Genomic DNA, 14722 nt, shown 5'->3' on the forward strand with positions numbered 1-14722 from the left:
CGATCCGCGATCCGGGAACCGATGCCACCGCCATTGATCCCCTTCCGCCGCATGAATGAAGCTCGCACCCGTTTTCCGACCCTGCCGGACGCGTCGCCCGCCATCGGCCGGGCGTCGTTCTGGATCGCCGTCGGCCTGATCATGACTTCCAACCTCCTGCTCCCGCTGCAGGATGCGTTGACCAAGAGCTTCATCGAGCACATGCCGGTGGCGCAGGTGCTGCTGGTGCGCAGCTTCACGGTGATGATGCTGGCGCTGGCGCTCGGGCGGACGACGGTGGTCCGCCGCATCGTGCGCTCGCCGCTCAAGCGCACGATGATCGTGCGGGCGCTGGTGATGTTCGCCGCCTGGACGACCTTCTATCTCGCCATGCGCTCCCTGCCGCTCGCCCAGGCGGTGACGCTGTATTTCGTCTCGCCGATCTTCGTCGCGGTGGCCTCCGGCCCGGTGCTGGGCGAGTGGCCGAGCCCGCGGCACTGGCTGGCGATCTTCGTCGGCTTCGTCGGCGTGGTGCTGGCGAGCGGGCTGGTGCGGTTCGAACTGTCGCCGGCGGTGGCGCTCGCCCTGGTCTCGTCGGCGCTATGGGCGGCGGCGCTGCTGATGCTGCGCTCCATGGCGAGCGAGGAGAGCAGCCTCGTGCAGGTCGCGGTGGTCAACGGCGTTTTCGTGCTGGCCTCGGCGGTGCAGCTGCCGTGGCTGGGCTGGCGGATGTCCTGGGCCGACATTTACGGCATCGCGCTCATCGGCTTCGTCGGCGGCGCTGGCCAGTTCGCCATCTACGAGGCGGCGCGGCGCATTCCCGCCCATGTGCTGGCGGTGCTGGAATACGGCGCGCTGCTCAGCGGCTTCGGCCTCGGCTACCTGATGTTCGGCGATGTGCCGACCGCCCTCATCACCCTCGGCGCCGTGCTGGTGCTGATTTCCGGCGTGCAGGTGGTGCTGCTGGAAAATCCCGGCGCCGCGTCCTCGCGTTCCGCGCCCGCCACCGCCGCCGAGATCGCGGCGGTGCCCTCGCTCCCCCTCGCCCCCTTCCTTCCCCCTTCGCAACAGGAGACAAGCATGTCGAAGGATACCCACGACCTCGTGGTCAACTACATCGCCAGGTTCCGCTTCCCCTTCCCGGGCCAGACCACCTGGGCGGCGGATTACGTGACCACCACCAACGTGCCGGAGGCCAGGATCGCGATCCCGACCCCGGCCGGCGATCACTACCCGGACATCGTCATTACCGACGGCACCGGCCGGGTGCGCGAGCTCGGCGAGGTGGAGATGAACATCGGGCCGGCGAGCGTCGCCTATATGAAGGCCGGCTCGGCGCTGGCCGACGACGACACCCCGACCGGCGTGAAGCACTTCTTCGTCTATGTGCCGGCCGGGCAGGAGGACGTGGCGCAGAAGCTGCTGGAGGACAACGCCATTTCCTATGCCGGCGTGCGCGGCTTCACGGTCAACGCCGACGGCACGGTGAAGATCGTGCCCTCCGTGACCAGGGGCGACCCCTACGACCACCAGATCACCGATCCGGCGGCGGCCTGAAACGAAGGGGCCGGGTCGCAGGCGGCCCGGCCCTCCTCGGCTTGATGCGGCATCGGCCGGTCAGGGCTCGACGAGGCTCCAGGGATCCGGGAACGTCGGCACCGGCACCTCGATCAGCGTCGGCCCCTTCTGCTCGATCGCCCATTGCAGGGCCTCGGCGAAGGCCGCTGCGCCCTCGGCGCGGCGGGCCCTGGCACCGAAGCTCTCGGCGAAGCGCACGAAGTCCGGGTTGGCGAGGTCGGTTGCGACGACCTTGCCGCCATGAAGGCCTTCCTGCATGCGCCGCACATTGCCGAAGGCGCCGTCGACGAACACCACGCCGACGGCGGCAATGCCATGCTTCACCGCCGTGGCGAGCTCGTTGCCGGTGAACAGGAAGCCGCCATCGCCGCACAGGGCCACCACCGGCACGTCGGGATTGGCCGACTTGGCCCCGAGCGCGGTGGCATAGGCAAAGCCGAGCGTGCCCTGATAGCCGGGGGTGAGCAGCAGGCGCGGCGCCGTCACGTCGAAGGCGGCGGTCGCGACATAGCCGATCTGGGTATAGTCGGCGACGATGCGCGCCTTCTCGGGCAGCACCGAGCGCAGGGCGTGGATGAACGCCATCTGCGGCGCGAGGCGGGCGGCGAAGGCGCCGGCGATCTCCGCCTTCAGCGCCGCGATGGCGTCGGCGCGGCCGGTTTTGGCAGGGCCGGCCGCCTCGACCGCCCCGGCCAGCGCGGCGAGGGTGAGCGGCGCATCGGCGGCTATGGCGATCTCCGGGGCGGCGCCGCGCGAAAACTGCGCCGGGTCGGTGTCGATGCGGATGACGCGGTGATGCGCCCGCTCGCCCCAATTGCGCCGCGCCTCATGGAAGCGGGTGCCGACGGCGAGGATGACGTCCGCGCCGTCCCACAGCCGCTCGCCCTCGGCAAAGCCGACGGCCAGCGGATGCGTGCTCGGCAGCAGGCCGCGTCCCTGCAGATGCGCGACCACCGGGGCTTCCAGATGCGTCGCCAGCGGCCGGAGCGCGGCTTCCCCGCCATAGGCGCCGGAGCCGACGAACACCAGCGGCGCCTTGGCCTGCGTCAGCAGCGCGGCGGCGCGGGCGATCTCCGCCGCCGCCGGCGGCTTCGGGGCGGGCGCCGTCGCCGCGCGGGCCGGCGGCAGCGCGGCGACGGCCTTCAGCACGTCGGCCGGCAGTTCCACCGCCACCGGGGCGATGCCGGCCTTCAGCTTGGCGAAGGCGGTCTGCATCAGCGCCGGAATCTCCTCCGGCGTCCGGGCGATGCCGCTCCAGCGTGTCAGGCCCTTCACGATGGCGGTCTGGTCAGGCAGCTCGTGCAGCTCGCCGCCACCGACGCCGATGGCCGGCCCGGCGATCTGGCCGATCAGCGCCAGCACCGGCGCCCGCACCGCATAGGCGGTGGAGAGCGCCGCGGCGGTGTTGAGGAAGCCCGGCCCCGGCACGCAGACATAGACACCCGGCTCGCCGGTCGACTGCGCGTGGCCGAGCGCCATATAGGCGACGCCCTGCTCGTGGCGCGCATTGACGATGGTCAGCCAGTCCCGCGCGCCATGCAGCGCGTTGAACAGATGATCGAGCTGGATGCCGGGCACGCCGTAGAGCGTGGTGACGCCGTTGACCCTGAGCGCGGCGACGACCGCCTCGCCGCCGGTCGTCGCTGCCGCGGCCTCGCTCACGAGCGGTAGTCCGGCTGGTCGCGGTCGAGCTTGCGGCGCAGCGCCTGCCACGGCAGCCAGCCTTTGTTGCTCTCGCCGGAGAACTGCTTCGCGGTGCGGGCGACGACCTGCGTCGGCGGCATGGAGAGCGGCACGCCGGCGGACTGCGCGGCGATCTGCAGGCGGCAGGACTGCTCCAGGTAATACATCCAGTAGAACGCCTCGGCGACGGTGGCGCCGACGGTGAGCAGGCCGTGATTGCGCAGGATCAGCGCGTGCCCGGCGCCGAGGTCGCGCACCAGCCGCTCGCGCTCGCTCAGATTGTCGTCGGCGGCGATGCCCTCATAGTCGTGGATGCCGACCTCGTCGTAGAATTCGATGCTCATCTGGTTGAGCGGCAGCAGCCCGCCTTCCTGCGCGGCCACCGCCATGCCGGCCAGCGTGTGGGTATGCATCACGCAGGCGGCGTCCTCGCGCTCGCGGTGCACCGCCGAGTGGATGACGAAGCCGGCCGGATTGACCGGCCAGGAAGTGGCCTGGGTCGGCTCGCCCTCGGCATCGACCGCCACCAGCGAGCTCGCGGTGATCTCCTCGAACAGCAGCCCGTAGGGATTGACCAGGAACCGATGCCCATCGCCCGGCAGGCGGACCGACAGATGGGTGAACACCGTGTCCGACATGCCGAAATGCGCGATCAGCCGATAGGCGGCGGCGAGGTCCTCGCGCAGTTCCTGTTCGGTCGGCTGGTAGCCGGGCGGCGGCGGGGCGGGAGGAACGGCGGGAATGGCCATGGCAGGGCTCCGGGGATCGGTCAACGGATCAGGAAGGAAGCGAGCGGATCGTCCCGCTCGGTGCGGACGAAATTTTCAGGATGGTCGGGGTCGGCATAGCCGATGGCGATGCCGCAGACGAGGGCGAGATCGGCCGGGGCGTCGAGGAACGCCTTCACCGTCGCCTCGTACATCGCCCAGTCGGCCTGCGGGCAGCTGTCCAGCCCGGCCTCGCGCAGCAGGAGCAGCACCGTCTGCAGATAGATGCCGAGATCGAGCCATTGCGAGGCGCCGAACGCCCGCTCGACGAACAGCATCACTCCGGTCGGCGCGCCGAAGAACTGGAAATTCCCGTCGATCCACGCCTTGCGGGCGACGGCGTCCTCCCGGTCGATGCCGAGGGCGCCGTACAGGATTTCACCGTTGCGCCGGCGCCGGGCGAGATAGGCCGGCTTCAGCGGCGAGGGATAGAAGGAATAGGCCATCGGCTCGCCATCCGGCGTCTCGACGAGGCGCCGGCGCATGAGGGCCTTGAGATCGGCCATCTCGGCGCCGTCGACGAGGCGCACCGCCCAGGGCTGGAGATTGCCTCCCGACGGCGCGCGGGCGGCCCGGCGCAGGATGTCCTCGACCAGCCCGCGCTCGACCGGCCGGTCGAGAAAGGCGCGCACCGACACCCGGCCCTCGACCGCCTCGGACACGCTCATGGCCGGCCGCCCGTCAGCCATCAGGGCACGCTCCATTCGCGCCCGCGCGGCGTCTCGACATATTCCGGCCAGCGATAGCCGATGGGCGCCTCGAAATCGGCCGGCAGCAGCGGCGGCACCCATGCGGTGCCGCCGATGCCGCCGCCGGTGCGCTCGCGGAACTCGGCCTGCGCCGCCTCCAGCGCCTCGGGCCTCATCATCAGGTCGAGAATGGAGGTGGCGATCACCGCGGCGGCCTTGCTCCACATCGGGTCGATGCAGGCCGGCACCCCGCCCATGGCGTGGCGCACCCATTCCGGGTAGCGATAGCCGGGCTGCGTGGCCTGCAGGGTCGGGCGGGCCACGTAGAGCCGCACCGTCGGCGCGTGCCAGGTGTAGTCGACATAGTCGTCGGCGGCGTAGTTGAGCTGCCAGGCCGGCAGCTGCGCGCGGAACGCCTCCTCGGCCTCCCAGGGCGGGGTGAGCTTTTCGAGGCCCGGCAGGAACGGCTCGTCGGCCGGCTCCAGCCCCAGCGAGCCTTGAATCCGGCGGGCGAAGTCCTTCGCCTCGTCCGACCATCGGGGCGCGCCGAGCTTCTCGAAATTGGCGAAGGTCAGCTTCGACATCGCCTTGTTGGGCAGGCCGGCGCGGGTCTTGGTGATCCACGCCTTTTCCACCGTGCAATGGGTCATCGCCGCGATATGGTCGGCATTGCGGTCCAGCACCGCGAACGCCGCCTCGCACATGGGCAGCGTCGGGGCGCGCATCGAATACTGGATCTGCCCGATGCCGGGGGCGATGTTGTCGGCGGCCGCCTGCCCGGCAATGGGGATGAACTCGTTGAGCGTCCATGAGCCCGAATGCGGCAGCATGGATTCCTTCATCATCTTCGAGTTGGTGTACATGAGGCACACCGCGTCGATGGCGCCGGGCGCCCGCGCCATGGCGTGGACATGGCTGACGCCGCCGCCCGAGGCCTCGTTCTGCCACGTCTCCGGGTTCTCGCACTCGAACGTGTAGATGCGGCTCCAGTAAGGGGCGCTGGTGGTCTCCCAGAAGCAGCCATTGGTCAGCGCCGGGAACGAGTGCGGGTGGAAGCTGAACGCGGCGTCGAGCCCGTCATAGAAGCCATGCGCGGCGTGGACGGGCTTGGCGCCGCACATCTTCTCCGCCGGCTCGCCGAAATAGACCAGCGTGCCGCCGATGCCGTGCGTCTGCATCGCGTGCTTGGCGGCGAGGAAGCCGGCGAAGGAGCCGATGCCGAGCGCCGAATGCGGATCGGTATGGCCGGCCGCGCGCGGGCTCATTCCGGGGCGCGGGGCGCGGTAGGGGACGGGCGCCTGCGCCTGCCCCGGCACCGCGTCATACTCGGCATAGCCGGCGATCACCGGGCCGGGCCCGTTCGACCAGCGGGCGCGGAAGGCGGTGGGCATGCCGGCGGTGCCGCGCTCCACCGCGAAGCCTTCCTTCTCCAGCCGGTCCATGTACCAGGCGGAGGAACGGTACTCGCGCCAGGACGGCTCGTGCAGGTTCCAGATCGTCATATGGTCGGCGGAGAACGCCGCATGGCGCTCGCCGAGAAAGCCGAGCGCCGCCGCCTGGGCCGGGCTCCAGTCCATTGCGCCCGCCATGATCACACCTCGTCGCGGATCAGCGGCGCCGTCGAGCAATGCAGGCCGCCGCCGCCGGAGATCACCTTGTCATAGGGCACGGTGACCACCTCGACCCCGTGCAGCGCGAGCTTGTCCATGGTGTAGCCGGACACGCCCTCGGGCATCAGCATCCGGCCGGGTGCCACGGCGAGCGAATTGATGATGGCGGCGTCGTCCTCGTGATGGATTTCGATCAGCGAGATGCCGAGCTGCTTCAGCTTCTCGATGAACCAGAACGGCAGCAGGGTGAAATTGGCGAGCGCGAGGTCGGGGGCGATCATCACGAACAGCCCGTCAATATGCAGCCGGTAGCCGGTGAGCGGCACCTTGAGAAGCTCCACGCCCTGCGAGCGCAGCACTTCCTCGATCTGCCGCGCGCCTTCGTCATTGGTGCGCGAGGAGACGCCGGTGGCGGCGGTCCTGGAATTCAGCCAGCAGAAGCTGCCGCCCTCGGCGACGCCGGCGCCGGAAATGGTGCGCAGGATCGGGCAGCCGATCCTCGCCAGCGTGCGCGTGGCCGGCAGTTCCTCGCCGCGGCGGATGCGCGGGCCGAGCCGCATCACCATGGCGCCGCCGCCGACGGCGACGACGGCGTCGCGGGTGTAGCAGGTCTTCATCCGGCCGGGCGCGGCCTCGTCGATGAACACCACCTCGACGCCCTCGGCGCGCAGCGCCGCCACGTAGCCGTCGTGCTGGGCCTGCATGGCGGGCAGGTCCGGGCCCTCGGTGCCGCGCCAGTACCAGCCGGTCTGGGTGTCGCCGAAGGCGTTGCTGTCGAGGCGCCTGGCGGTATCGACGACATTCACCTCGTTGCCGGGGCGGTGCATGAGTACGACGCGCAGCTGCCCCACGTCATTGGTGCAGCCCCATTTGCGCCCCCACCAGCGGGTGAGCTGCTCCTCGTCCTCGAAGGCCGGCTCGGCCTCCGAGGGGAACTGCTTGATCAACTGGTTGTAGCGCCACTCGTTTTCCGTGATCGCGCCCAATTCAGGCTCCCGAACTTCACATGATCTCTTGCATCGGAACGATGCGTCGACAGGAAGCGTAGGAGCGGGATCGCCGCGTTGCAACAGAAAATTGGAGTCTACTCCAAATTCATTCGGCGCCTTCAGCCTGCCGGAGCGAGGGGCGCCGGACCGGCAACGGGCACGCGCACCAGGCTGCGCAGGATGAGCTCGATATGCTCGGCGCCCTTCGCCAGCATCTCCTCCACGGTGCCGCCGGAACTGGAGACGAAATTGCCGAAGAAGAAGGTGGTGATGCCGACGATCAGTTCCGACAGCACGGCGGCGTCGATCTGCGGGTCGAGCCGGCCGCGCTGCTGGTAGGTGCGGATGAGCCGGATATAGTGCCGCTTGATCAGCGTGTTGAGCCGCGCGCCGGTGCGGCTCGCGCGCCCCTCGGGCTCCAGATACTGCGCCGACATGATCACCCGCCACGATTCGCGCGACAGGTGGCGCATCGCCTGCTCGGCCAGCAGGCGCTCGAAGGCCAGCATGCCGGCGATCGGATCGTCGGGCAGGTTGCGGATGAAGCTGCGCCGCTCCGGCAGCGCGGCGTGCACATGGCGCAGCGCCAGCTCCATCAGCAGGTTCGGCTTGGTGGCGAAGTAGTTGTAGACCGTGGCCGGGGCCACCGACGCCTTTTCCGCGATCGTCTCGATGCGCGTCGCCTCGTAGCCCTTCTGGCTGAAGAGATGCTCGGCCGCGTCCAAAACTTGTTCAGCCCTCAGCCGCTTGTGCTTCTCTCTTAGCCTGCCGCCGGCCATGGCCATCCCTCTCTCCCGATTTCCCTTGTCTTCTAGCCGAACCGGCGCGCCGGCGCGAGATGTACTCTGCTCTAAAAATAGAGTTGACGATAAACTTTTCCCTCCGAATTATAGCGGACGTCGGCGCTGCAGCCATGGCCTTGCTCGATGTCGGGCCATTCCTCGCTTCAGCCGCCGATGGCCGGTTGCCGAGCGTGGCGCCCGGCCGGTGCGGATGGCGCGGTGCCCGCCCCCGGCGGACCGGCTCGCCCCGCGTGGCCTCATGTGAGTGGTGCATGCTCCAGTTGATCGACAATCCGCCCCCCTGGCCGAACGGCGCGCGCTGCGCGGTGTGCTTCTCGTTCGATTTCGACGCGGAAAGCCTGCTTCACCTCTATTACCCCGACGACGCGGCGCGGCGCATCAACCTCTCCTCCTCGCTGCGCTACGGCGCCCGCGTCGCCATTCCGCGCATCGCCCGGATCTGGAAGCATTTCGGCCTCCGCCAGACCGTCTTCGTGCCGGGCTGGTGCATCGAGGCCTATCCCGCCGCCATCGACGCCCTGCTCGCCGACGGCCATGAGCTCGGCCATCACGGCTGGCTGCACGAGCGGCCGAACCAGCTGTCGCGCGACGACGAGCGGGCGGTGCTGGAGCGCGGCATGGCGGCGATCGAGAAGGTCACCGGCAAGCCGCCGGCCGGCTATCGCTGCCCGTCGGGCGCGTTCTCCGAGCACACGCTCGACCTGCTGATCGAGCACGGCTTCGCCTATGACGCGTCGCTGGCCGGCGACGACGTTCCCTACCTCATCGAGGGCAAGGCCGGCCGCCTCGTCGAACTGCCGTCCGACCACCCGCTCGACGACTGGCCGCAATATGTGAACCTCAAGGAATTCAACATGGGCATGACGATCCAGTCGCCGGCGCGGGCGATGGACGTCTTCCGCGCCGAGTTCGACGCCGCCTGGAACCATGGCGGCGTCTGGGCGGCGATCTGGCATCCCTTCGTCTCCGGCCGCCTCGCCCGCGCCGAGGCGATGGTCGAACTCATCGCGTACATGCAGGCCAAGGGCGACGTGTGGTTCGCCACCCTCGCCGAGATGGCCGCCCATGTCGACGGCCTGATCGCGCGGGGCGAGTGGACCCCCACGGTCGAGCGCCTGCCGTTCTGGCCCGAGCCCGTGCCGCAGCTGGCGCGGCCGAGCCGCTGAGCTCCTGCCGCCTATCACCCGATCGACAAGGCTGAATGCCGAATCCAGACAAAGGGAACTTCAATGCTGAACAGGACGATCCTTACGGTAGTCGCGACGCTCGGCCTCATCGGCCCGCTCGGCGTCGCCAGCGCCTCGGCGCAGGCCCTGCCGCCCTCCATCGAGACGTCGAAAGTGGTGCGCGTCGCCCTCAATGCCGGCTACCCGCCGCTCGAGATGCGCAACAAGGCCGGCGAGCTCGAGGGCTTCGACATTGATCTCGGCGCGGCGATGGCCAAGGTGCTCGGGGTGAAGATCGAGTATCAGGACGGCGCCTTCGAGCAGATGACGCCCTCGCTGCAGTCCGGCCGCGTCGACATGATCATGAGCGGCTTCTACGACACGCCGAAGCGCCGGCCGATGTTCGACTTCATCGACTATCTGAAGGCGGGCGCGCAGTTCTATTCGCTCGCCGCCAATGCCGAGGTGAAGACCCTCGCCGACCTGTGCGGCAAGACCGTCACCACCACCCGCGGCACCTCCTATCCCGAGACCATCAAGGCGTTCTCCGACAAGATCTGCGCCGGCAAGGCGCCGATCACGGTGATGATCGACACCGATCTCGGCCAGCAGCTGACCAATCTCAAGACCGAGCGGGCGGTGGCCGCCGTCCAGGGCCTGGAAGCGGTGCCGACCATCGTGCAGACCGAGCCGGGCGTCTACATGATCCTCGGCGAGCCGATCTCCTCGGCGCTGATGGGCATGGCCTTCAACAAGGATGCCGATGGCGGCGTGCTGCGCGACGCTTTCGTCGTCGCGCTGAAGAAGGTGATCGCCGACGGCACCTATGACGCACTGATCAAGAAGTGGAAGCTCGACATTTCCGCCTACAAGGACGCCACCCTCAACGCCGGGCCGCAGCCGTGAGCGGAGCGCCCCACGCCGATCACTCGCGCGCGGGGCCGTCCATGGCGGAGGAGCTTGACATAGCGCGCCTCCGCCATGTCAGGCGGCCGCATTACGGGAGGATCGCGGCCATCGTCGCGATCCTCGTTCTTGCCTTCCTGCTGGTCCGGGCCTTCGCGCTCGGCCGGATCGACTGGGCGACGACCTGGGAATACCTGTTCTGGCCCACCGTGATGTGGGGCCTGTTCAACACCGTGTGGATGTCCTTCGCCTGCATGGCGCTCGGCATCGCCATCGGGCTCGGCTGCGCGGTCGCGCGGAGCTCCGCCAATCCGGTGCTGCGCGGCGCGGCGGTGTTCTACGCCTGGTTCTTCCGCGGGGCGCCGGTCATCCTGCAATTGCTGATCTGGTTCAACCTCGCCCTGGTATTCCCCCGCATCGGCATTCCCGGCCTGTTCGAGTTCCGCACGGTCGACGTGATCTCGCCGGTGGTGGCGACGCTGCTGGGGCTCGGGCTGAACGAAGGCGCCTATGTCTCGGAGATCATCCGTTCCGGCATGCTCGGGGTCGACAAGGGCCAGTACGAGGCCGCCAAGGCGATGGGCATGACCGGCGGCACGGCGCTGAGGCGCATCATCCTGCCGCAGGCGATGCGCATCGTGGTGCCGCCGCTCGGCAACGAGTTCATCGGCCTCGTCAAGATGACCGCGCTCGCCTCGATCATCGGCTTCGGCGACATTCTGCGCAGCGCCCAGGACATCTATTACACCAACGCCAAGGTCATCGAATTGCTCATGGTGCCGACCTTCTGGTTCCTCGTCGTCGTCTCGGTGCTCACCCTCGTCCAGGGCCGGCTCGAAAAGCGCTTCGGACGCGGCTTCGGCACGGGAGGCGCCCGATGAGCCCGAACACGCCCGCTCCCGGTTCCTTCGCTCCCGGCTCCTTCGCCACCGGCCCCATCGTCTCGGCGGTCAGGGTCGGCAAGACATTCGGCTCGCATCAGGCGCTCGCCGATGTGACCATGGACGTCATGCCCGGCGAGGTGGTGTGCATCATCGGGCCGTCCGGGTCCGGCAAGACCACCTTCCTGCGCTGCATCAACCAGCTGGAGAGCTTCGACAGCGGCGGGCTCTGGCTCGACGGCGAGCTGCTCGGCTATCGCAAGGTCCGCGACGCCCTGCATCCCCTGAGCGACGGCGAGATCGCCCGCCAGCGCCGCAAGACCGGCATGGTGTTCCAGCGCTTCAACCTGTTCCCGCACATGACCGCGCTGGAGAACGTCACCGAGGGGCCGGTGCAGGTGCTGCGGCGCCGGCGCGACGAGGCGCATGATGCCGCCATGCTGCTGCTGGACCGGGTCGGCCTCGCCCACAAGGCCGGCGCCTACCCCTCCGAATTGTCCGGCGGCCAGCAGCAGCGCGTCGCCATCGCCCGCGCGCTCGCCATGCAGCCCAGGCTGATGCTGTTCGACGAGCCGACCTCGGCGCTGGACCCGGAACTGGTCGGCGAGGTGCTGGGGGTAATGCGCGACCTCGCCGCCAGCGGCATGACCATGATCGTCGTCACCCACGAGCTCGGCTTCGCCCGCGACGTCGGCGACCGGGTGGTGTTCATGGACCAGGGCCGCGTCGTCGAGACCGGCGAGGCCAAGGCGCTGATGAGCGACCCGAGGGAGCCGCGCACCCGCAACTTCCTCAAGACGGTGCTCACCCGCGGGTGACGCGCCGGACGCGGCGGCGTGCCGCCTCCCCGCGTTTGCCGCTTTCCGGCTATGATCCTCGTTTGGGAGCGTCGCGATGACAAATCTGAAGATCGATGCCGACCGCCTGTGGGCGACGCTGATGGAGACGGCGGCATTCGGCGGCACGGCGGACGGGGGCGTGCGCCGCCTGGCGCTGGGCGAGGAGGACCGGCAGGTGCGCGACTGGCTGCGCGTCGCCTGCGAGGCGCTGGGCTGCACCGTCACCATAGACGAGCTCGGCAACATGTTCGCGCTCAGGCCCGGCAGCGACCCCGACGCCCTGCCGGTCGCCATGGGCAGCCATCTCGACACCCAGCCCACCGGCGGCAAGTTCGACGGCGTGCTCGGCGTGCTCGCCGGCCTGGAGGTGCTGCGCACCCTCGACGAGGCCGGCTATGTCAGCCGCCGGCCGCTGATGCTGGTCAACTGGACCAATGAGGAGGGCTCGCGCTTCGCCCCGGCCATGGCCTCCTCCGGCGCCCATGCCGGCGTGTTCACCGCCGATCAGGTGCGGGCGGCGACCGACGCGCACGGCACGGGCTTCGGGCAGGCGCTGGACGCCATCGGCTATCGCGGCGCGCTGCCGGTCGGCACCGTGCGGCTCGGCGCGATGTTCGAACTGCATATCGAGCAGGGGCCGGTGCTGGAGCGCGAGGAGCGCACCATCGGCATCGTCACCGGCGTGCAGGGCATGCGCTGGTACGACCTCGAGATCGAGGGCTGCGCCGCCCATGCCGGCACCACGCCGATGGCGATGCGGCGCGACGCGCTCGCCGCCGCCGCCGGCTTCATCCTGGAGGCCCGGCGCATCGCGATGGCGGAAGGCGGGCTCGCCACCATCGGCGAGATCGGCATTGCCGATGCCTCGCGCAACGTGGTGCCGGGGCGGGTCCGGCTGACGCTGGACCTGCGCCACCCCGAGCCGGCGGCGCTCGACCGCATGGAGGCGGCGGTCGAGGCCTTCCTCGCCGGGCCGGACTTCCGGCAGAACCCGGCCCGGCTCACCCGCATCTGGGACAGCCCGCCGGTGACCTTCGATGCCGGCTGCGTCGCCGCCGTGGCCGCCGGCGCGGCGCAGGAAGCCTACCCCGCCCGCGAGATAGTGTCCGGCGCCGGCCATGATTCGGTCTATGCGGCGCGCGTCGCGCCGACGGCGATGATCTTCGTGCCGTGCAAGGACGGGCTCAGCCACAACCCGGCCGAGAGCGCCACGCCCGAGCATTGCGCCGCCGGCGCGCAGACCCTGCTCAACGCCGTCCTCGCCTATGCCGAGGCCGACGCGTCCTGACGCCGACGCGCCCTGAGGGCGCGGCCATCGACGGCGCTGGCAGATTCGAACGAGGTTCGCGCGTCCGGCCGGCGTCTCCGTCGCCCCGGCGACACCGATCCCGGCGGAACGCCCCCCAACGCCCCTCCTCCCCGCCGTGCGCGCCGGCAGTTTCCGGTCGCGGCGCATCGGCATGCGGCGATTGCGATAATTTCGAGCCATCCGGCAAGATCGGCCGGCCCGCATGGCCGATAAGCAGGACATGAACGATCCGGCCCCCCGCTGGGACGCCGGGTCCGATGCCCCCCGCCGACGCAACCCCGCCGACGCAACCCCACATGGATGGCCAGCTCCCGGCCGGCCCGATCCCGCGAGCGACCGATGACAGACCCCGATTCCCACGCGCCGATCGATCCGGTGCGCCGCGATCTCCTCACCCTCAGTGCCGGCGCGGCACTGTTCGCCGCCCTGCCGGCGCTTCCCGCCTTCGCACAGACCGCTTCAAATCCCCTACCCGCAAGGAATCCCATCATGAGCACGGTAACCACCAAGGACGGCGTCGAGATCTTCTACAAGGACTGGGGTCCGAAGGACGCTCAGCCGATCGTGTTCCATCATGGCTGGCCGCTGTCGTCGGACGACTGGGACGCGCAGATGCTGTTCTTCCTCGGCAAGGGCTTTCGCGTGGTCGCCCATGACCGGCGCGGCCATGGCCGCTCGGCGCAGGTCAGCGGCGGCCATGACATGGACCATTATGCCGCCGACGCCTCGGCCGTGGTTGAGCATCTCGACCTGCGCAATGCCGTGCATATCGGCCACTCCACCGGCGGCGGCGAAGTCGCCCGCTATGTCGCCAGATACGGCCAGCCGCAGGGCCGCGTCGCCAAGGCCGCGCTCATCAGCGCCGTTCCCCCGCTGATGGTGAAGACCGAGGGCAATCCGGGTGGCCTGCCGATCGAGGTGTTCGACGGCCTGCGCGCCGCGCTCGCCGCCAATCGCGCGCAGTTCTACATCGATCTCCCCTCGGGCCCGTTCTACGGCTTCAACCGGCCAGGCGCGAAGGTCTCGCAGGGCGTGATCGAGAATTGGTGGCGCCAGGGCATGATGGGCAGCGCCAAGGCGCATTACGACGGCATCAAGGCGTTCTCGGAGACCGACCAGACCGAGGACCTCAAGCAGATCACCGTGCCCACCCTGGTGGCGCAGGGCGACGACGACCAGATCGTCCCTTATGCCGACGCCAGCCTGCTCCAGGCCAAGCTGCTGAAGCACGGCACGCTGAAGATCTATCCGGGCTACCCGCACGGCATGCTCACCACCCATGCCGACGTGCTCAACCCGGACCTGCTCGCCTTCATCAAGGGCTGACCGGCCTTTCGCCGGCCGCTGCCGAGACCCATCTCCGGCCGCCCCCGAGGCGGCCGGAGCGCTTTCCAGGGCCTTCGCCGGACGCCGTGCGAACGCGAAATTCCCGCATATGCGCACAGTCTAAAGTAGGCTGGAACCGTTCAAGACAGCGATCCATGTCCGGGGTAGGTTCGGGGTCGTGGTTGCGCGTGGCGAGT

The 14722-nt window shown here is 69.5% G+C and carries 13 protein-coding genes; 7 read left to right on the forward strand and 6 right to left on the reverse strand.

Features of this window, described 5'->3' with window-relative positions; all coding sequences use genetic code 11:
• The first annotated feature begins 51 nt into the window (after window positions 1-51).
• Window positions 52-1536 (forward strand): DMT family transporter, encoded by a 1485-nt coding sequence (locus tag AC1RU4_RS17385; RefSeq protein ID WP_492892374.1) that lies wholly within the window; start codon window positions 52-54, stop codon window positions 1534-1536.
• 60 nt (window positions 1537-1596) lie between these two features.
• Here AC1RU4_RS17385 and AC1RU4_RS17390 read toward each other — a convergent pair whose 3' ends face one another.
• The 6 genes from AC1RU4_RS17390 to AC1RU4_RS17415 all read right to left on the reverse strand — a co-directional run bounded on the left by AC1RU4_RS17390 (window position 1597) and on the right by AC1RU4_RS17415 (window position 8080).
• A complete protein-coding gene (locus tag AC1RU4_RS17390) occupies window positions 1597-3219 on the reverse strand; it encodes a thiamine pyrophosphate-dependent enzyme (protein ID WP_492892375.1) in 1623 nt (540 codons plus the stop codon).
• Window positions 3216-3989: a class II aldolase/adducin family protein gene (locus AC1RU4_RS17395; RefSeq protein ID WP_492892376.1), complete on the reverse strand. Its 774-nt coding sequence runs from the start codon at window positions 3987-3989 to the stop codon at window positions 3216-3218. Before AC1RU4_RS17395 ends, AC1RU4_RS17390 begins: the two co-directional genes overlap by 4 nt.
• Before the next feature lie 20 nt (window positions 3990-4009).
• A complete protein-coding gene (locus AC1RU4_RS17400; RefSeq protein WP_492892377.1) occupies window positions 4010-4675 on the reverse strand; it encodes a nitroreductase in 666 nt (221 codons plus the stop codon).
• 20 nt (window positions 4676-4695) lie between these two features.
• On the reverse strand, window positions 4696-6285 hold the full coding sequence (locus tag AC1RU4_RS17405) for a zinc-binding metallopeptidase family protein (RefSeq protein WP_492892378.1): 1590 nt from the start codon (window positions 6283-6285) through the stop codon (window positions 4696-4698).
• 2 nt (window positions 6286-6287) lie between these two features.
• Window positions 6288-7292, reverse strand: coding sequence for a dimethylarginine dimethylaminohydrolase family protein (locus AC1RU4_RS17410; RefSeq protein WP_492892379.1), 1005 nt, complete (start codon window positions 7290-7292; stop codon window positions 6288-6290).
• 122 nt (window positions 7293-7414) lie between these two features.
• The gene (locus AC1RU4_RS17415) at window positions 7415-8080 is read right to left on the reverse strand and encodes a TetR/AcrR family transcriptional regulator (protein WP_492892380.1); all 666 of its coding nucleotides are present in this window, start codon (window positions 8078-8080) and stop codon (window positions 7415-7417) included.
• Window positions 8081-8349: 269 nt separating this feature from the next.
• On the opposite strand from AC1RU4_RS17415, the gene AC1RU4_RS17420 reads away from it, so the two are divergent.
• The 6 genes from AC1RU4_RS17420 (at window position 8350) to AC1RU4_RS17445 (ending at window position 14525) form a co-directional block, all read left to right on the forward strand.
• A complete protein-coding gene (locus AC1RU4_RS17420) occupies window positions 8350-9264 on the forward strand; it encodes a polysaccharide deacetylase family protein (RefSeq protein WP_492892381.1) in 915 nt (304 codons plus the stop codon).
• Between the two features lie 63 nt (window positions 9265-9327).
• Window positions 9328-10170, forward strand: a complete 843-nt coding sequence (locus AC1RU4_RS17425; RefSeq protein WP_492892382.1) for an ABC transporter substrate-binding protein — start codon at window positions 9328-9330, stop codon at window positions 10168-10170.
• A gap of 41 nt (window positions 10171-10211) precedes the next feature.
• On the forward strand, window positions 10212-11051 hold the full coding sequence (locus AC1RU4_RS17430; protein ID WP_492892383.1) for an amino acid ABC transporter permease: 840 nt from the start codon (window positions 10212-10214) through the stop codon (window positions 11049-11051).
• Window positions 11048-11869 carry an amino acid ABC transporter ATP-binding protein gene (locus tag AC1RU4_RS17435; RefSeq protein ID WP_492892384.1) on the forward strand — a complete coding sequence of 274 codons (822 nt, stop codon included), beginning with the start codon at window positions 11048-11050 and terminating at the stop codon, window positions 11867-11869. The genes AC1RU4_RS17430 and AC1RU4_RS17435 overlap by 4 nt, the downstream gene beginning before the upstream one ends.
• Window positions 11870-11945: 76 nt before the next feature.
• A complete protein-coding gene (locus AC1RU4_RS17440) occupies window positions 11946-13178 on the forward strand; it encodes a Zn-dependent hydrolase (protein ID WP_492892385.1) in 1233 nt (410 codons plus the stop codon).
• A gap of 510 nt (window positions 13179-13688) precedes the next feature.
• Window positions 13689-14525 carry an alpha/beta fold hydrolase gene (locus tag AC1RU4_RS17445; protein ID WP_492892410.1) on the forward strand — a complete coding sequence of 279 codons (837 nt, stop codon included), beginning with the start codon at window positions 13689-13691 and terminating at the stop codon, window positions 14523-14525.
• Window positions 14526-14722: the final 197 nt, after the last annotated feature.

The organism is Ancylobacter sp. GW821-FHT10E12, from assembly GCF_058809335.1.